Source organism: Desulfosporosinus sp. Tol-M2 (genome assembly GCF_059735615.1).
In genome coordinates, this window is record NZ_JCAIJG010000134.1 from 12,665 (window position 1) to 32,239 (window position 19,575).

Consider the following 19,575-nt stretch of genomic DNA (forward strand, 5'->3'; position numbering starts at 1 on the left):
ATGATGAGTCTTGCTCGAGATAAGGTGATGTGGGGTGTATTCATCGGTACAATGGCGGGTCTGTTATTGATACTCTACACACCACTTAGTGGGGTAGTAAAACTTTCCCCCTTGTCTGCAAGTCAGTTCTTCATGGCTGTAGGTATTGCAGCAGCATCGGTGCTGTGGTATGAAATTGTGAAGTTCACAAAAAGGGCGGAGAGTTAAACCTTCGCTAGACCCGGAGTATGTTCAAGAGGCAAGCCCCCCGGACAAAAGGAGGAGATCTGGGTGAATAAGCCCAAGTGGACAGCGGAACAACGCGCCGCCATCGCGTTACGAGGGACAATCCTGGTCGCGGCTGCAGCCGGTTCAGGCAAAACGGCCGTGCTGGTTGAACGGTTAATCCAGCGCATCACGGATCCTGAAGAACCGGAGGATGTGGATCGTTTTCTGGTTGTAACCTTTACGAAAGCAGCGGCCAATGAAATGCGGGAGCGGATCGGCAAGGCTTTAGACGACGCTTTATTTCATGAACAAGAGACTTATCAAGTCGAGCGTCTCCTCCGCCAGCGCACCCTTCTTCACCGGGCAAGCATTATGACGCTGCATTCTTTCTGTTTAGAGTTAATCCGCAAGTATTTTTACCGGCTTGAACTTGATCCGGCGTTTCGGGTTGCGGATCAGGCGGAGGCTGACCTTCTGCGTCAAGATGTGCTTGAAGATCTCTTTGAAACAAGGTATGAACACGTGGACCGGGCCTTCTTGAAACTCGTCGATGCCTTCGGGTCTGATCGTGATGATCAACCGTTGATGGAATATATTTTGCGTCTGGATGAGTTTGCTTCCAGTCAACCCCACCCGGCTGTGTGGCTGGGTGAACTTGATAGGGCCTATGTGTGGGATGATCTTGAATCCCTGATGCAGAGCGCTTGGGGTCAAGCTGTTCGTCAAGGACTCCTGGACCTGGTGAGTGAAAGTTTAAACTTACTTGAACAGGCCGAACAAATTGCCCGGCGTCCGGGGGGACCGGCCCTCTACGCGGCGACTTTACAGGATGACTTAAGGCGAGTGCGCTTATTAAACCGCGCCTTAGGAGATGGTCAATGGGCTCAGGTCGAAGCCCATTTCCAATCCGCCGTCAATTATGCCAAGCTGCCGGCCATCCGCTCTAAAACCAAGCAAAGCTCTGTTGACGAAACTGTGGCACGCGACGAAGCCTTCCGGAAGTCGTTACAGGAAGAATGCAAGAAACTCAGGGATGAGGCTAAGCAGAAACTCAATTCTTTAAACGACGAGGTCTTTGCTTATCCCCTTGAAGATCAGCTTCCTGCCCTGCGCGAGATGGGTTCTATGGCCCAAACGCTGGGCAGCTTAGCGAGTGATTTTTCGCAAGCCTATGCGGCGGCAAAAGCGCAGCGCAACGTCTTAGATTTTACCGACTTGGAACATTTCGCCCTTCGATTACTGGAGGAAAAGGGCGAGGCTTCTTTGCTTGCGCAAGGGTTAAAGGATAATTTCGCGGAAGTGCTGGTGGATGAATATCAGGATATCAACCCTGTTCAAGAACGTATTTTACAATTGGTATCAAGGCAAGGGGAGGCCCCCAATCTCTTTATGGTGGGAGATATTAAGCAGAGTATTTATCGTTTTCGCATGGCCGACCCCAGCTTATTTCTCGCCAAATACAGCACCCTGCCGCATTGGCAGCCTGGAATTCCGAACAGCATGTCTCCTCTGGAGATGGTGATTGATCTGAAGCGCAATTTCCGCAGTCGTCTTGAAGTTGTGGAGGGGGTTAATTTTCTCTTCCGTCAGATTATGACCAAAGGGGCAGGAGAAATCCCTTATGACGATCAAGCGGCCTTACAATACGGCGCGTCCTTTGTTTCCGGACAAGGACAAATCCGCACGGCTGAAGGACCGATAACTTTACATCTGATTGACCCCAAAAGCATCAAAAACCAACCGGCTATTCCCTCCCCGGATGAGGGAAGGAAAGATGAGGACGATCCTACATCCGCCGCCACGGAAGATGCCGCGGACAGGGAAGATGATTTGCCCATAGGAACTGAAGATGTCCTCTCCTCAGAAGATCTCGATAAGACCCGCCTCGAAGCGCGTCTGGTTGGGGAACGGATCCGGGGTATGGTACAAGGGTCGGAATTCCAGATTCATGATCAAACACTCCAGGATTTTCGACCGGTCCAATACTCTGATATTGTAATCTTGATGCGCTCCTACTCAGCAGTTGCACCCATCTATGTGGAAGAATTCCAAAATGCCGACATCCCCGTTTATGCCGAAACGACGACCGGGTACTTTGGAGCCGGTGAAGTGGAAACGATGTTGTCCCTTCTGAAAATCATCGATAATCCACATCAGGATATTCCTTTGGCTGCCGTTTTGCGTTCGCCGCTCGTTGGCCTGAACGGGAGTGAATTAGGTAAGATTCGCCTGATACTTCCCGAAGGGGATTTCTATGAAGCGTTAACTCTTGCCGTTTGGGCGGGTCTGAGCGAGGGAAGTCTATCTCCGGAAAATAGCAAAACTATTCAACAAATATTAGGGCTCTATGCAGAATCCTTGGAGCAGCGGCTGGAAAAGGCGCAAGAGATATTAGCCGCTGCGCCAACGCAGAAGGATAAAATCACGGATTTTTGGCTCAAACTCCAAACCTGGCGAACACGCTCCCGTCGGATATCTCTGGCGGATACCCTCTGGTCTCTCTATGAAGAGACCGGGTACTTGAGTTATGTTGGCACGCTGCCGGCAGGCGCGCAGCGGCAAGCTAATCTGCGGGTACTTTATGACCGGGCCAGTCGCTTTGAAGCAACCCGCTACCGCGGCTTATTCCGCTTTCTGCGCTTTTTGGATCGCTTCCAGGGGCAAGGCAAGGATCTGGGAAATGCGCGCGCTTTAGGAGAGACGGAAGACGTTGTCCGCATATTAACGGTTCACGCCAGCAAGGGCTTGGAGTTCCCGGTTGTTTTTGTTGTCGGTCTGGGGCGAACGTTTAATACCCGGAGTTTCAAAGGAAAGATGCTGCTGCACTCCAAATTAGGGCTGGGCATGCCAATCTTTGATCTCGAAAATAATGTCCGCTACCCCTCTTTGATCCAGTACGCGGTCAAACAACGTTTGGCGCAAGAATCTTTGGCTGAAGAGTTACGCATCCTTTATGTTGCTCTAACGCGGGCCAAAGAACGCTTATTCCTCTATGGAAATGTGGATAACCTGGCTAAGGCAATTCTCAAATGGCAACGTACTTCAGAATGGCAAGAAGCAGCCTTACCGGAAGGTCAACTGCGGAGTGCCAGGTGCTTTCTGGATTGGATTGGTCCGGCGCTGGCCCGCCATCCCGAACATTTCTTCAGTGAAGCGGAGGGACAACCGGTCTTGTATCTGCCGGAGAGCAACTCACGCTGGGAGATCCGGATACACCCGAGCTTAACATCAAGCATGAACGGGAACGCTGCCTTAAATCCTGGTGAAAATGTTGATGAGCGCATAGAGACAGACGTAGGAGTGAGTATCGATATAAATTCAGAGGAGGACTTTGGCGAAGGCATCGACCAAGCGTCGAGTAGGAAGACGGTCGCCAAGGTTGACAAAGCAGGAGATGCCGGTGAAGAGCAAACTGTCGAGCAATGGTTTACGGAAGTCAACCGTCGGCTAAGTTGGCGTTATCCACACCTCAATATGGTGCGGCAAGCGGCGAAAACCAGTGTCAGCGAACTGAAACGGCGCTCCAACCGGCAGACAAATGAGGAGGCGGCACAGCTTGCGGCGCTTTGGCAACGCTCTGATGCCCTGAAACGGCCAAAATTTCTGCAAGCGGCTAAAGCCTTAACAGCGGCGGAGCGGGGAACGGCTTTGCATACGGCGATGCAGCACATTCCTTTTCAGGAATGGGCAACCCCTTGGCCAACCTTGTCTCCGACCGAACAGATCAATTGCGTCAGCGAATTCTTAAGTAAGCTTGAAGAGCGGGAAATTCTCAGTGCAGAGCAAGAAAACTGTCTTCAGCCCGTACAGATTGCTCAGTTTCTAAATACCCAACTGGGCCGGCGACTTTTTAGCGCCGAGCAAATACTGCGCGAAATCCCTTTTACGTTAACCTTTCCGTTCGAGAACCAGGCGAATATCCTGGTTCAGGGGGTGATCGACGTTGTTTTGCTCAGCAGGGACGAAGAGCAGGAAACCCACGCGGAAATTCTGGACTATAAGACCGATTCATTCCGGACCATGAGCACTGACCGAATGGAGAATAGTGACACTGATCCGGAGCAGATATTGTTGGAACGCTATACCCTCCAACTCTCCCTTTATGCCCTGGCGATTGAACGCCTGCTGAAAATAAACGTCTCACGCTGCACACTTTATTCGTTTACCCTGGGACGCGAAATCGCCGTCTCCGATGAGCTGCGCAAAGACATACAAATTGCAGACCTGCTCTCTTCGGATCAGAGGATTAATGGTATCATTGATAAAAGTTAAGAATACCTGTTTAAGCATTTAAGGAGGTTACTTCAAATGTTGCCGGAGAGTGATTATCAAAAGTTAACCGCGCCGGAGTCTATCGCGCTGGTTGGCGTGACCGGCCGCTCGGGTAAAGGAAGCAATAACCCGCTGGAAGTATTACTTAATTTCGGTTACCGCGGGCGGATTTACCCTGTGAATCGCAAGGGAGGAATAATTTTGGGGCGTCAAGCCTATACCTCCCTGCTGGACGTGCCGGAAATACCTGACCTGGCGGTGATTTGCGCGCCGCGTGACGCGGTGCCGGTGCTTTTTGGGCAGTGCGCCGCTAAAGGGGTGAGAATTGTCATGATCACAGCCCAGGGCTTTTCTGACGGGGACGAACAGGGCAGGTTAATGCAAGAAGAGCTCCTTGCGGTGTCCGCTAAAAATAACATCAGGGTACTCGGACCGAACACCCTGGGGATAGTTAATAATTTTGAGCACTGCTGCACGTCGTTTATCAAATTTATCAACTACTTTAAACCGATCGGCATTACTTGCCAAACGGGTGCTTTCTATATCGGCGCTGCCCAGTATTGCACCGGCATAGGACTTATGATTGATACCGGCAACACATCGGATATCGCGGTTAGCGATGTATTAGGCCATCTCGCGCGGGATTCCCGTCTCAAAGTTATAAATATCCACATGGAGGGTCTGAAAAATGGGCTTGAGTTTATGCGGGAGGCTCAAGATGCCGTGACGCGAAGGCCGGTGATTATCTATAAAACCGGTGCCAGCCCCGCCGGTTCAGCCGCCGCAAGTTCACATACCGGCTCTCTGGCCGGGGAAGACAGGGTTTTTGACGCTGCTTTTCAACAGTGCGGCTTGCTCCGCGCGGCGGACATCGAAGAAATCGGCGATCTCAATAAGGCTTTCTGCACCTTTAACGGGATCAAGGGAAAGCGGATTGGAATTATCTCGATCTCCGGCGGCGCAGGGGTGATGGCGGCGGATGCCTGCATCCGCTACGGCTTAGAAATAGCCGCATTAAGCGAAGCAACTTTTGAGCAGCTTAATGAATTGTTCCCGGCGTGGGCACGCTGCAGCAATCCCATGGATATCTGGCCGCCCAGCATGTTTCACGGCTTTCAATATGCCTGCCGCCGCATCCTGGAAGCCTTCATGAAGGACCCCCAGATCGACGCAGTGATGTGCCTTATTTTCTCCCACCTGGAAAAAGAAGACGACTTTCTAGACGCCAGCGGCGTAATCAGGGAGATCGCCGCTCAGTATCCGGATAAACCGCTAGTCGCTTCCACCTGTGGGGGGCGCTATCAGGACTATCAATTGGAATTGGAAAAAGAGAATAATGTGGTGTTTTATTTTTCGCTTGAGCGTGCGGCCAGAGCGCTGGCCGCAATGTATAAATATCATCATCTAATTAAGAAAAAAGAGCGCCGGCCGGCGGCACTGCCTGAGCACCCCGGACAAATTCGCGCCGCGCAAATTCTGGCCGGCAAAAGCAAGGGAAACCTGTCCCAAACTGACGCCTTGAGCCTCCTGGAAGCTTACGGGATCCCCGCAGCCCGTTGGGAAAAGGCCCAAAATAGCACGGAAGCCGTGTTAGCCGCCGAAAAAATCGGCTATCCGGTTACGCTGAAGGTAATCAGCCCGGATATCAATCATAAATCAGATGTCGGGGGGGTGCGGCTCAATATCGGCAACTCCCGGCAACTTAAAGAAGCTTTCACAGAGATGTACAAGGAAATAAATCATAAGCAGCCCGGCGCGCAAATCGACGGCGTACTTATTCAGGAGTACCTGCCCAAGGGAACGGAACTACTGCTCGGATGCAAAAAAGATCCGCAGTTCGGCCCTGTTCTGGCCTTTGGCGCCGGTGGCGTCTTTACCGAAATACTGAACGACGTTACGCTGCGCATCCCGCCTTTGAGCAGGGACGAAATGAGCGTGCTGATTAACGAAACAAAGATCAGCAAAATCCTGGCCGGAGCCAGAGGCGGCACCGCCGCAAATTTGGAGCTACTCACCGATAGTCTGACCTGTTTTATGCAGCTGGTCCTGGCCAACCCGTCCATAGTGGAAATGGATATCAATCCCCTATTGGCGGATGCTGACAGAATCGTGGCTCTGGATAGCAGGGTCACTCTGGGATAACAAAGTATGGGCAAGGACTGATGGTCCGGAGCAATTATAAGTAATTCACTTCACATCAGAAATAAAGTTTGCACAACAAAGGGGGGCAGCAAAGTGAGGCTGAATATAAGCTTAAAGTTTCCATCAATGGAAGGGTCCCCGATCCACTACCACTATTGGTTACAAAGCGCGATTTATCATGTAATGGAGGGCGAAATCGCGGATCAGGTTCATACGCAAGGTTTTGAAGGAGATGGACGGATTTTCCGGCTCTTTACATTTTCCAAGTTATTGGGACGTTATGAGTTATCAAAGGATAAAAAGTATATCCGTTTCCCGGAAGGGGCGAATTGGATAGTATCCTCACCGATTAATGATATTCTGGGGTCAATTGCAGGCGGGCTTTTAAAACAGTTGACGTTAAGAATCGGCGCGACCGGTGCGGAGATTACCGGGATTCAGGTCTCACACCCGCATGTGCGGAGCGCAACTATTCACGTGCGCACACTATCGCCAGTCGTAGCCTACAGCACCCTTTTTCGCAGAGACGGGAGTAAATACACAGTTTATCTGCAGCCGGGAGAACCGGAATTTAGGCGCAACGTTGTGGAAAATCTCCAAAAAAATGGGAAGGGATCAGAACTTGGAATCAAGCAGAGAAAAAGGACGAAAACGAAATACCTGTCTAATGAATAAAGCCGGTGATCAAAAAGATAACCAGCCGAAGGATATGAATATTCAAATGCTAAATAATCCACGGATGCACATCTTAGAGTATAAGGGAGGAATTATCAAAGGATATTCTGGCATGATGTTGCTTTCGGGTCCGCCTCCATTGCTTCAAATTGCCCTGGATGCAGGATTGGGGAGTAAGAATTCACAAGGATGCGGCTGTTCGGAAGTGGTGGGGAGAAGGTAATTTATTTAATGAATTGATAAGGAGCCAGTGGAACCTGAAAAGGTCAATGATTTTCACATGTTTGTTTGCGAACTACTCACTGGCACAGAAAATGCATTAGAACTTCCCTCGGGATACAAAAATATGATGTAGTTTCCTGTGGAACCGCTTTTCTCACTCGTACTTCCTTGGTAATAAGTGAACTGAAAGAAATGATTGTTCTACCGGAGAAGCAATGAAGTGATATAGGAATTTATTAAAATTTTTAAAGGTATCTCCATTCACTTGAATACAACGTTTGCCGTCCAAGTGAGGGGGATATTTTTTTTATCATAAATAAAGGATTTAGAGAAAAAAACAAGAATTATTTAATGTTTGGAAATTTATTAAATATTTTTGAAATCACTCTTTTTTAGATAAAAAGTCCAAAGGAGAAAAGATGTCCGGAATTAGACGAAATAGGAGGGATAGTGACTATGCCCCGCAAATTAATTTCATTTCTCGGCACTACAGACTACACTCCGTGCCACTATTATTTACCGGATGGCAGAAATTCAAAACTTGGAAAGTTTGTTCAATCTGCTGTTTTAGAACTCTATGGAAATGACTGGATGCAGGAGGATCAAATTATCGTTTGCCTGACAAAGGAGGCGAAAGAAAAAAATTGGAACGATAAGGTTGTGGAAGGATGTAATATTTGTGGATTAAATAGTATTCTGCAGGTACAGCATCCGAACGTTTCAGTGAAGGTTGTGGATATTGATGCTGATCAGTCGGTAGAGGCCCAATGGAAGTTGTTTGATCAAATTGTGGAATTAATTGAGACAAATGACGAGATATATTTTGATGTTACTAACGCTTTCCGTACATTCCCAATTATGGCCACAATGGTCTGGAATTACGCCAAAACTTTACGCGGAGCCTCGCTGGGTAAAATACTGTATGGTAATTTTGAAGCCCTTGATCGTGAAACCAAAATGGCTCCGATGATTGATTTGGCTGAAATGGCTTCTCTGTTGGAATGGACGATTGGCATTAATCAATTTTTACGTTATGGAAATACGGCGACATTGGTAACTATGATAGACGAACCGATGAGTCGGGACTTGAAGGATGCCAAAGGGCAAGACGCAGAGGCCTTTCAATTAACAAAGTTGGCTAAGGCGTTGCGGGAATTTAGTTTAGCCTTGTCTACTTGTCGGGCAAACAGGGTACAGCCCATTATCCAAGACTTAAAGGGAATTTTAAATGAATTGGAAAAGGTTGAAATACATAAACTTCCTCCCTTAGTCAAACTGCTTGCTAAAATGAAAGAGAAGTTCGAAATATTTGATAGTAATTCGATAATGGATTATTACTATATGGCGCACTGGTGTTGTGAACACGATCTCATTCAGCAGGGCATCACGTTGCTGAGTGAAAATGTGGTTACTGTAATTTGCTGGAATAATGGATTGAATGAACACAAAGGCGATATTCGCAGGGATGTAAATAGTGCATTAAAAATCCACCATGACTCTATGCCTGAACCACTATGGAGGGTTTGCGACAATAGCAGAGTCCGGCAATTACTGGAGCATATCCACGCCCATAAGGTTGCATTAGCCTTTACGCAAGATTTGACAAACAAAAGAAATGACATCAATCATGCCGGTGGCAAACCCGGCAGTATTAAGCAAAGTGATAAATTTAAACGTGTCTTGGAAAAAATTCTGGATGGCTTAAAACCATATTTTGAGTACTCGGATGAGATATTGAACGGGAAGAGGAAGGGGGATGAGGAGTTTTACCATGCAGATCGGACTGAGCAAAGCAAGAGAGAAGATGCCGGACTGAAAATGCTCCTGTTGTTATCCCATGAGCTTACGGACGAACAGCGGAAAAATGCGAGGGAACGTTGGAATATTGTCTCTTTTGAATCCATGCCGACCACAGTTGCACAAAGTTGGGGATATGTGCCTGCCGTAGGTGAATGGAATGAGTCCTGGCTTAATCCGGTGAAAATATGGTTGGAAGAGATATATGAATCGGGAGACATCGTTGTAGTGCAAGGTGAGCCGGCAGCAACAATGAGGATGGTGGTCTGGCTGGCAGAACGTTCGATACCAGCTTATTACGCGACAACTAAACGTAAAGTAATGACGGAAGAATCCGCGCAAGATGGCAGTGTGACATCGAAGCGGGTTTTTCAACATGTTCAATTTCGGCAATATCCGTGTGCAAACTAAAGTAATCATACAAATACGGTGGTTCTATAGAGAGGAGATATTTGTAATAAATACGATGGAAAGGAGAAAGGGCATGTATGACTTAAATGAGTTAAAAAAGGGATCGGCTGTCCTAAGTAAATCATTTGACTTTACGGTTTTAACGCCGCTCTTTATGCATGGCTGGCAAAGCACCGATGATCGTAATAGAAGCAGGGCAATTAACGCTGAATTGCGGGGTTCCTCTATCCGCGGAGTGTTGCGTTATTGGTGGAGAAGTCTTCAGACCGGGAACAATACACCGGCATCATTGTTGCAGAAAGAGCAAACGTTATTTGGGGGAAGCTCAGGAGGAGATGAGAGCACATGCCGATCACCACTGTTATTGATGCTTAGTTCCAGGGATCGTGAAGCAATACAAGAACACATCGGAAAAGACAATCTTTGTCCTCATAAAGAATATGAAAACCGAGTTATCCCTTCCTTTGCTTTAAAGCCGGAAAGAAAACTTAGAATTGAGATGAAAGTTTTAAATAAAGACAGTCAAGGTTGGGATACGTATGTGAATTACTTTTTAGTTACCTTTATGCTCGCTGGCTTTGGGCAACGTTCACGCCGGGGGAGTGGAGCGGTACAACTCGATGAATTTAAGTGGATGGATGTTACTGAATTTCGCAAAGCTCTGCAAACAATATTGACCGATTTACACTTGGGACAGGAGTTTAATTTCCGTCCCAATCACAGTTCCTGTCTTGCAGAGAGAACTATGCAGCCGAATACTTACCCGAGGTTAATGAGGATATGGCTGGGACAAGCATCAAATTCAGCGGAAGAAGTACGTTATAAAATTAGTGAAGCCGGTCATATCGCTAACTCTGGAAGTTCACGTCATCCGCAGCAAATGTTGGGTAATGTGGGGAGAAGAGGAACACCGAGATTGGCTTCACCTTTATTATGTACGGTACGCCGCATAGGTAGGGACTATTACCCGCTGGTTTCTGAAATGAGCAATCTGCATATGAATGAGCCTGACTATACCACTCAGAGAAATAAATTTCTACAAAACCTGGGGGTGTCGATATGAATGAAGAATGCTTATTAGTCTTTAGCATCGGGCCTGTGCAGGGGTTTATAGCAGCAGCACGCAAAATTGAAGATCTTTGGAGTGGCAGTTACTTGCTATCCTACCTAACGGAACGTTCAATATTGACAGTTCTTGAATTAGCAGAAGCGCAGGGAATACCTTGTGAAATGGTTTATCCTCGTGTTGATCCGGCTGAGTTTCGGGAAAAGCGTACTTCTCAAAATATTGAAGTTGCTTCGTTGCCGAACCGTTTTGTCTGCTATCTGAAGGCTAACCAGCAGCAGGTGGCTGTGCTTGCTCGCCAAGCTGAGCAGGCCGTTAAAAACTCCTTAGCTGAAATGGGACGCTTTGCTCTTGAACGAGTATTTCCGTCTGACTTAAAGCAGGATTATATGAAGGAACTTCTGGATCAGCAGGTGAAGGCCTTACTGGAAATCTTTTGGGCTACGGAGAGGCTTCGCGGCGAGGAGGATTTTGCACGTGCCCGAGTGCAAGTGGAAGAAAGACTGGCGGCGGTTAAAAATGGTCGCCCTTACCATATAAACTCACAAGAAGGTTTGGTTTGCACTGTTTGCGGGGAACAACAGGCCTTGACCTTTCAAGGTCAGCAGTCGGCAAATCGGACCAGCTATGGTTTGATGAAACATAATCTGGTTCAGACCTGGAATCAACGACGAGAACAATTTAAAGCTCCGGTCGTTCAGGAAGGAACAACCAGGGTTGGTCGTATCAAGGATGGTGAGAGTTTATGCGGGATTTGTCTGAGTAAGCGTCTGGCACGCGACTTTTTTAAAGAAAATAAGAGTGCCCCCCATGCATTTGCTGCTTTTCCGTCAACCCATGAGCTAACCGGTGGAACTAAGTATTTTGCCGTGCTTATGATGGACGGGGATGATATGGGGAAATGGATTTCAGGTGAGAAACGGATAACGGGCATGAACGAACCATTGGACACGAAGGTGAACATGGCTTATCAAAAAGAATTAAGTGCGAGACTGGATCATTTTGCAGTTTCCAGTGTACCGGCGATCGTGAAACAATACGCGGGTATGTTGATCTATGCCGGTGGGGATGATGTGTTAGCTTTTGCGCCGGTAACTTCGGCCCTCGAAATGGCTAAAGCCCTGCGCTTAGCATTTAGCGATCAGGAAAAGGGGCTGAGTCCGAGAGCAACGGCTTCGATGGGTATGGTTATTGCCCACAAAAAGGCTCCCCTAAATATGGTCTTAGAATATGCTCGCTCCTTGGAAGAACGCGCGAAATCCTTCCAATACCCAGGGGGTAAAGCCAAGGATGCCTTGGGTTTGGCTGTGTTAACTCATAGTGGAGAAATCCGTGAAGCGGTATTACCATGGGATCTGGAGGGTAAGGAATATTCCGAAACAACCCTACGTTGCGCGGTTAAGTATCTGCAAGGGTTAGTGAAGATGGTGAGTAATCAGCTTTCAGTAAGCTTTATAGAACATTTTGCCCAGGCATTTTTACCATTATTAGGGGTCGGGTTAAAGGAAGGCAAGAAAATTAAAGTGATTCCCGATAATCCTGAGCAAAATCGCAAACTGATGGAATTGGAAATGGCAAGAGTTCTGAGGAGATCTGCTCGAGAGGAGTGCCGTGACCTGGATTTATCTCAGCAGGCTCGACAGCTTATATATATTCATGAAATTATGCCTTCAACGCTTCAGTTTGTGCACCTGATGGAGATGTGCCGGTTCTTTAAGAGAAGGGAGGGAAAATCTCAGTGAAACAACTTCTACTACAGCCGGTTGATACATTTTTCTTCCGTAATCATAAAAACTTTACTGCGGGTGAAAATTCAAATGCTGCGACAATATTTCCCCCTCATCTAAGCACTATTTATGGAGCTTTGCGCAGTGCTTATATTCATCAGAAGAGTAGTTTTGCAAGATTCTTGGAGGGCAGTGACCCGGCGCTTAAGGAATGGATGGGAACAACGCAGAGTCCGGGGCGCTTAAGGCTGCGAGGTTGCTTAATTTTTGCCGAACAACAGGCCCAGTTGCCTTTGCCAATGGATTATCAGGTGATTAAAGTTGAAAATGATAACAGCGAACAGGCTGCAGAAATGGCTTACCCCCTGGAGTTACGACGCGATGAAAATCCGACTTCCAATGGGAGGGACTACGGCCTTTATGGTGCGCAGGAAAAGAAAAGTAGTTCCAGCAGCGGAGGATTTCTCAGCTTCGAGCGGTGGAAACAGGAAATCCTGCAACGCAAAGGGAGTGAGATTTATCGTAGTTCGCGTTTCATAGAAACTGAGGAAAAGCAGGGCATCGCCCGGGATTGGGAAAGGAAAACAGCTAAAGTGGGGATGTTGTACCATTTAAAAATGAATCGTTTCAAGTCCTTGGAGTTAGGTGAACGCTCTGGCTTCGTTGTTCTTTGCAACGAAGGGCCTGGCTTTGCGGATGTTCCTTATCTGCGTTTAGGTGGTAGGAATCGTCCGTGGATTTTGCAGGAATTACCGGAGAAATTCAGCTTGTTTAGTCCGCAGGAAGAGGGGCGGATTATTGGACAAATTGAAGAAAGCGGGATTGCCAGACTTATTCTTCTCAGTCCGGCGGTGTGGACGGAGCACTCCGCTTATTATCAACGTGAAAAACAGAGCTTCAGAATAAACCAGGAGTTAGAATTGCCAATTCTTGCCGAAGCAATGGGCAGGCCGACCTTGCTGGGGGGATGGGACATTGCTCGTAATGCTCCGAAGACAAGAAGTCAGGCGGTCCCTGCTGGATCAGTGCTTTATCTCAGGGTTGGCAAAGGATTGGCGGGGAAAGTAGTGGCAGCCCTAAAAGATGCTGTGCTCAGCGATGAGCTCGGACATGAGGGGTATGGCTGGGCTGTCTGCGGCGCGGCAAATGAAAAAAATAGCGAGGGGGATAACAATGTTTAGTAATAACGGATTGCTTTTTTTACAGGCGGTGACATCGATTCATGCCGGCAGTGGCAGTGAACTGGGTTTAGTTGACCTGCCTATTCAACGTGAAAAACATACGGATTACCCAAAAATTGAAAGTTCATCGCTCAAGGGCGCCATTCGGGCTACGGTCATGGCAGCCGTGGAGAACACTGCCCAAGCTTCCCGGGTGCAGATAGTCTTTGGGAGGGAATCAGCGGAAAACCAAAGTGATGCTCAGGCAGGGGCAATTTCGTTTTCTGATGCTCGCCTGCTCCTTTTCCCTGTGAAATCGCTGCGGGGAGTATTTGCCTGGATTACCTGCCCCCTGGTCTTGAAGCGATTTAATGAAGAATTGAAGTTATATCGCCAGGAAAATAGTTTGCTCACCATACCATCTGGAGAAGGTGCCTGTGTGGCGTCAAATACGCTGATTGTAAATCCTCGGGCTGAAAAGAAACAGGTGGTACTGGAGGAATATACTTATAGCGTTCAGTTCACGAATGAGTGCCAAGAGTTGGCGAGTCAGCTGGCAGCGTTGGTTTTTGAGGGAATTGATAATGGGTTTAGTGACCGACTGATGGTTCTCCCGGATGACGATTTCGTAGATTTTGTGACATTATCCACCGAAGTCAACGCACGTATTCGGATTGACCCAAATACGGGTACTGTTCAGCCCGGTGCGTTGTGGTATGAAGAAAATGTCCCACCGGAAACGGTTTTTTATAGTTATTGTTTCGCCGGTAACTCACGGATAAGCAATCAGGAAATGATGAAAGCGGACGAGGTGCTGAGTTTCATAAAACAAGCAGAGGTGTTTCCGGCTTGTTTTCAACTGGGAGGAAACAGCAGCTTGGGTAAAGGAATATTGCGTCGAATTTGGCGGTAAAGGGGGAACGTAAGATGAGTGCGGAAAAGACAACGACCAGAGTAGGGATTGAAAACGGACGAGCTCAATATGCCTTTGAAACTGTTAGAAGGTACGTTGAGGGAAATATTCAACGGGATAACAAACTGAAGGAGTATCGCTCCTATGTCAAAAAGCTTCCCGCGATGATTAAAGTTAATGGCCTGGGACAGACGTTGGCCTTTTTGGCCTTTTGTTTTGCCAAAGGTGATCAATACAGAGTGCTCTATCAACAAATTTCTGATTGGATAAAACAAAAGCAACCGGATTTATTAGAGGAATACGGCGAGAAGAGGGACATGGAATTTGTGGAAATTGTGGTAGCTATGAATAGCAATGATTATCGAGTTATCAGCAATGAAGTTTTGGCTTTGCTGGATTGGATGAGACGGTTTGCGGATGGGATGATCAGAGACCAAATATCTAAGTCTAAGTCAAATGATAGTATTTTATGAAATTATTAGGAGGGAAGTGAAGTCATGCGATTTCATCCTGCTGATACCTGTGCTGCATATGAAGGCTTGAATAAAGACGAGATTGATCAGCTCTGGTATCAAGTCCATTATTTTCAACAGATATCATTGGAACGTGATGGCAATAGGCGTCTTAAACCTTTGTCGAGAGAACTAAAATTGAATAATTCAGCACGCACATTGATTGACAGACACCTTAATCAACGAGAAGCGGCTTTGTTGGCAGGGCTTCAGGCGACGCACACATTGGCGGTGCTGGAGGGGAAACTAACCGGTAAACTATTGCACGGCTTGGGCGGAGCGCATGTGCGAGAAACTTCGCTGACTCTTCATCCATTGTATGGGCTCCCCTATATTCCAGCGTCGAGCATCAAAGGGGTTATACGAAATTGGGTGATTCAGGCCTTTTTCGATGGTCAAGAGAAAAAACTGAAGAGCGAACAAGACCTTGTTCAGAAACATAAAGAGCTTAGAACTATCTGTCTGGATATCCTTGGCAGTGAAGAGAGCGGAGGGCAAATAGAGTTTTTTGACGCTTTTGTAGATAGCGGCTTTTCCCTGCAACCTGATGTTTTAACCATCCATTTCCCTAAATACTATAAAGGTGAGAGTATGCCGGGGGATAATCAAAATCCTAATCCTGTGAATTTTTATGTTATCAGTTGCCGGTCGGTTCAATTTATAGTCGGTATTCGTCGAGATGCTAAGCTTAATTCCGGATACGGTCCGGGTGAACTGCTTAGACTAGCGATAGCGTGGTTGCAAAAGGCACTTGCAGAACTGGGAATTGGCTCGAAGAGTTCTGCGGGGTATGGATATTTTTCTGAATTTCAGGATGTAACGGCACAAACTCTACAAGAGGCCAAAAATTTTATGCATGATCCCCCTCCTGCTGAAAAAGTCCAAATGAACGTGGAGGCAAGCAATCTCAGGCCTGTTGAAAAGAAAACTGTAATTAAAGAAGAACCGCCAATTGACTTAAGTCCGGCTCAGAGATTGATTTTTGAAATAGAGCACTTTACAGAAAAGGACTTGCTGCTTAGTAAAGATAAACAAGTATTTGATCAAGTCATTGAACTGGGCTCTAAAGGGGAGAAAGGGCCTGCCTTGGCCTTAAAGGCGTATTGGGAAAAGAATGGTGCCTGGAAAGCCCAGGGTAAGAAACAGAAACTTAAAATCGCCCAAATTAAGGAATTATTAGAAGGGTGAGAGGAACCCTTGGTAAGGAAAACATCAAACATTTACCAACCCTGTGGTACCTTACACTAGCACACCTGCAGTTTAAAAGGGAGTCCTTTTCTTTGCTGTCGTCGATGTACAATTGAAGCTTAAAGCCTGCCTATAAGGAATTGAAATAAACAAACAAACAAACGAACGAACGAAAAGGATGATTGCCAAGTGCTTGATATCTATAAATAAAGAGGTGAGAACTATTCATTTAGAGATTTATTTTAAACCGCTGAAAAAGCCGGGTGTCTTACCGATTCATTACAATTATCTGGTGCAAGCAGCCATATATAATTCCATTGATTCTAAATTGGCTAATTTTCTGCATGAGAAAGGATATGTGGATGGGAGCCGCACGTTTAAACTATTCAGTTTTTCTTTATTGCAAGGTGCTTATCAGATGGATCGGGTGAGAAAGACTATTGCTTTTGAAAGGGAAATCCAGCTGACCGTATCATCCCCTTTGCCTAAGTTTTGCCAATCGCTGGTTAGTATTTTACTAACAAAGGGCGGTTTGCGTTTGGGAGCACTGGAATTGGAAATTGATAAGGTTAAGGTTCGGCAATTTCGTGTTAAGGAAAACCAGGTGAACATTAGAACACTGTCACCAGCCGTTCTATATAGTACCCTGCTAAGGCCGGATGGGAGGAAATACACGGTTTTTTTTCAACCGGGAGAGCCGGATTATACCCGTTTATTCAATGAGAATCTACGGAAGAAATACCGAGCCCTTTTCGAAAAGGAGGAGCCGACAGGAGCAATAGAAGTTAGGCCCTTAGGATTACAAAGGATGAGAATTATCAATTATAAGGATACGGTGATCAAAGGATATTGGGGTAAACTGTTTTTGAACGGGCCAAAAGAATTACTTCAGTTAGCTATAGATGGGGGAATAGGGAGTAAGAACAGTCAGGGGTTTGGGTGTGTGGAGGTGGAAGAGAGGTAGGAAGAGGGGATATTTGTAAGTATTGCTAAAAATATTGTATCCTAATGAAGGAAATGGAAAAAATGGGTCGAAGAATACAAGGATGTGAAAATTCACATCCTTGTATTTCATATCTTGATGCAATTATTGCCGTAGGTTATCGTGTCAACTCCAAAAAAGCTACACAGTTAAATGGAAACTATTTTAATGATAAAGAAGGTGAAAGAATGCTTGCAGAGTCTATCATCAGAATAGGCCGGCCAATAAAGAATAGTAAACTTTCTCCAAGGGAAAGAATTAAGCTTTTAACAGATGTAGACAGTGAAAATTGCAAAAATTACTTCCGACATGTTTTTTTGGTTGAATTAAATGGAGAAAAGTTAAGTTTGCAAATATTAGAATTGGGTAACAAAGATATAGTGAACAAAAAAGAAAACTTCAAAGTTGACCCGAGACGAAATACGGCGTTCCCTATTTCTTACCCCAATGGCGGCAACCCCCTTCATGCTCAGGGAATTTACCCGCTCCCCTGTTATTTGATGTATGACCCACATATTAAAGCCATGAAGAATAAAGAGAAGTTTAAAGAAGTACTACGGCCCAGATTAAACAGTACCATTGGCTATAGGGATTTGAGCGACGCTAATAAGGAATCCTTAACGGAAAAGGTAGCGAGTTTATTTGAAGAAAAAGCTTCGGAAATTATTGAGGAAGACAAGCAATTAGGAATTCTCCTGATTTATGATGAAAGTTTGCCAATTTTTCATAAACGTACGGAAAAGGTAGAAGAAGAGGATTCTATATGGATTGCGGCCAGTGCGCTCGAACCGGATTCGCACCTTTATTTGGAAGGAGAAAAGGTGCTGCAAAAGATTAGCCAGGCTAAATTTTATGAAGCGGCTGAATTAGGCAGAGAGAAAAATGCGATTTCGACCTTTTCCAACCAAAATGCAGAGGTTGTTTCTATCTATAATAAGTCCTGGCTGTGGTTGTCACCAACTTGGGAAATGCCCCGTTCAATTTACTGGGAGAATAAAGAGTGGACCAGAGGGATTAAAATTGATGCAGAAAGTTATGAGGCCTATTTATACGGCGTACAATTCTTGAAAGAAGTGCAGGTGCCCGTTTCTAGCGTGGTGTTAAAAGAAATGTTCGCTCCCATTACCAGTGTGGAAGCTAAGAAAAATATGCGCACATCAAGTTTTGAAGCGATCTTTGGCATCCCCATGCTTTTACCGTTAGCTGACGGTGATTCGAAACAGCTCTTTACTAAATACCGCAGAATGATGAAAAAAGCAGAGAGATTAAACGATAGTGATTTGCACTTTGAAATATTAGCAGGGATGAAAGGCAGTATGATTCCGGAATCGACCGATGAGTATCGTTTAAGTATCCTCTATTACTCAGGTGATCTTTCCCGGGGGAATATGCATATCCGGGCTGTGATTGAGGATGTACTGCCCAGTGTTGCTTACCAAATTCAAGTGATATTGCTAAAATTGAGGACTACAGAGCTGAAAAAAATACAAGCAGCCTTGGAGATGAACGAGCAGCCGGTTTACCGGACTGAAAATCTTCCCTCTCTCTTGGCTAACGCGTATGGTCCCGGGTATCTGTGGGAAAGCTTGCAAGCAGCCTTACATAGAGAACCGTTAAGAATTGCTAGATTGCGTTTAGCGACGGCAAAAAAATTAAATGAATTAGCGAATAAAGAAGAAAGCTGGCAAATGAAGCAGGAATTGATTTTCTATTACAGTTTTGTTTATTTCCTGAAGCAATATGAAAAAAAGGTTATGAAAAAACAAGGGGGAGTGAGAGAATTGGCGGATTGGGAACACTTTATTAGTTTGTATGGACAAGGCAAGCTGGAATTAAAAGATTTGGAAGCGGTAGAACATTTGGGTTTTGCTTCAGGCTTATTATTAAAACAATTTTCTAATACTTATTATCAAAAAACTAAAAAGGATTTTGTTAAACATCGGGTTATGAAGTTTGGCAGCAAGTTAACGCCGGAAATGATTTGGAAAAACGGTTTGCTGCGCTGTGAAGAACTGGCCGAGCAATGGGATATGGGGATAGCTGCTAATTTCCGTCCTGTTTTGGCCCAAGTATTATTAGGATTCCTGGAAAAGCACGCCCAAAGTAAGTTAGTTTCAGAGAAAGATGTGTTCATGACAGCTTTTTGGTCCGGATATCTAATTTATAAATCAGATAAGAAAAATGACAAGCTTGAGGGGGAAAATGAAAATGACAATTAACAGCGGAGAAATTTTATTTATCAAATCGGTCAAAGATGGAATTCCCAATCGAGACCCTTTGAATGACAGTGATGCCCGCAGA

The 19,575-nt window shown here is 46.0% G+C and carries 14 protein-coding genes; all 14 read left to right on the top strand.

The window, feature by feature from the left end:
* The coding region (locus AC6I5A_RS10865; protein ID WP_497900673.1) for a cation transporting ATPase C-terminal domain-containing protein at positions 1-207 on the top strand (207 nt) is incomplete at its 5' end.
* 63 nt (positions 208-270) lie between these two features.
* Complete coding sequence (locus tag AC6I5A_RS10870; protein ID WP_052168029.1) at positions 271-4,479, top strand: UvrD-helicase domain-containing protein; 4,209 nt, start codon at positions 271-273, stop codon at positions 4,477-4,479.
* A 36-nt stretch (positions 4,480-4,515) separates the two neighbouring features.
* The gene (locus AC6I5A_RS10875; RefSeq protein WP_052168030.1) at positions 4,516-6,621 is read left to right on the top strand and encodes an acetate--CoA ligase family protein; all 2,106 of its coding nucleotides are present in this window, start codon (positions 4,516-4,518) and stop codon (positions 6,619-6,621) included.
* 93 nt (positions 6,622-6,714) lie between these two features.
* Positions 6,715-7,296 carry a CRISPR-associated endoribonuclease Cas6 gene (gene cas6, locus AC6I5A_RS10880; RefSeq protein ID WP_052168031.1) on the top strand — a complete coding sequence of 194 codons (582 nt, stop codon included), beginning with the start codon at positions 6,715-6,717 and terminating at the stop codon, positions 7,294-7,296.
* The gene (locus tag AC6I5A_RS10885; RefSeq protein WP_034615625.1) at positions 7,289-7,519 is read left to right on the top strand and encodes a CRISPR-associated endoribonuclease Cas6; all 231 of its coding nucleotides are present in this window, start codon (positions 7,289-7,291) and stop codon (positions 7,517-7,519) included. The genes cas6 (AC6I5A_RS10880) and AC6I5A_RS10885 overlap by 8 nt, the downstream gene beginning before the upstream one ends.
* A gap of 455 nt (positions 7,520-7,974) precedes the next feature.
* Positions 7,975-9,726: a CRISPR-associated protein Csx20 gene (csx20, locus tag AC6I5A_RS10890; protein WP_034615628.1), complete on the top strand. Its 1,752-nt coding sequence runs from the start codon at positions 7,975-7,977 to the stop codon at positions 9,724-9,726.
* Between the two features lie 73 nt (positions 9,727-9,799).
* Positions 9,800-10,789: a type III-B CRISPR module RAMP protein Cmr1 gene (cmr1, locus tag AC6I5A_RS10895; RefSeq protein WP_034615629.1), complete on the top strand. Its 990-nt coding sequence runs from the start codon at positions 9,800-9,802 to the stop codon at positions 10,787-10,789.
* The gene (cas10, locus tag AC6I5A_RS10900; RefSeq protein WP_034615632.1) at positions 10,786-12,534 is read left to right on the top strand and encodes a type III-B CRISPR-associated protein Cas10/Cmr2; all 1,749 of its coding nucleotides are present in this window, start codon (positions 10,786-10,788) and stop codon (positions 12,532-12,534) included. Before cmr1 ends, cas10 begins: the two co-directional genes overlap by 4 nt.
* Positions 12,531-13,700: a type III-B CRISPR module-associated Cmr3 family protein gene (locus AC6I5A_RS10905; RefSeq protein WP_034615635.1), complete on the top strand. Its 1,170-nt coding sequence runs from the start codon at positions 12,531-12,533 to the stop codon at positions 13,698-13,700. The genes cas10 and AC6I5A_RS10905 overlap by 4 nt, the downstream gene beginning before the upstream one ends.
* Positions 13,693-14,592, top strand: a complete 900-nt coding sequence (gene cmr4 / locus AC6I5A_RS10910; RefSeq protein WP_034615638.1) for a type III-B CRISPR module RAMP protein Cmr4 — start codon at positions 13,693-13,695, stop codon at positions 14,590-14,592. Before AC6I5A_RS10905 ends, cmr4 begins: the two co-directional genes overlap by 8 nt.
* A gap of 14 nt (positions 14,593-14,606) precedes the next feature.
* The gene (gene cmr5, locus AC6I5A_RS10915; RefSeq protein ID WP_052168032.1) at positions 14,607-15,065 is read left to right on the top strand and encodes a type III-B CRISPR module-associated protein Cmr5; all 459 of its coding nucleotides are present in this window, start codon (positions 14,607-14,609) and stop codon (positions 15,063-15,065) included.
* A 24-nt stretch (positions 15,066-15,089) separates the two neighbouring features.
* Positions 15,090-16,292, top strand: coding sequence for a type III-B CRISPR module RAMP protein Cmr6 (gene cmr6, locus AC6I5A_RS10920; RefSeq protein ID WP_034615640.1), 1,203 nt, complete (start codon positions 15,090-15,092; stop codon positions 16,290-16,292).
* A gap of 223 nt (positions 16,293-16,515) precedes the next feature.
* The gene (cas6, locus tag AC6I5A_RS10925) at positions 16,516-17,256 is read left to right on the top strand and encodes a CRISPR-associated endoribonuclease Cas6 (RefSeq protein ID WP_034615661.1); all 741 of its coding nucleotides are present in this window, start codon (positions 16,516-16,518) and stop codon (positions 17,254-17,256) included.
* A gap of 62 nt (positions 17,257-17,318) precedes the next feature.
* On the top strand, positions 17,319-19,493 hold the full coding sequence (locus AC6I5A_RS10930; protein WP_497900674.1) for a hypothetical protein: 2,175 nt from the start codon (positions 17,319-17,321) through the stop codon (positions 19,491-19,493).
* The last annotated feature ends 82 nt before the right edge of the window (positions 19,494-19,575 follow it).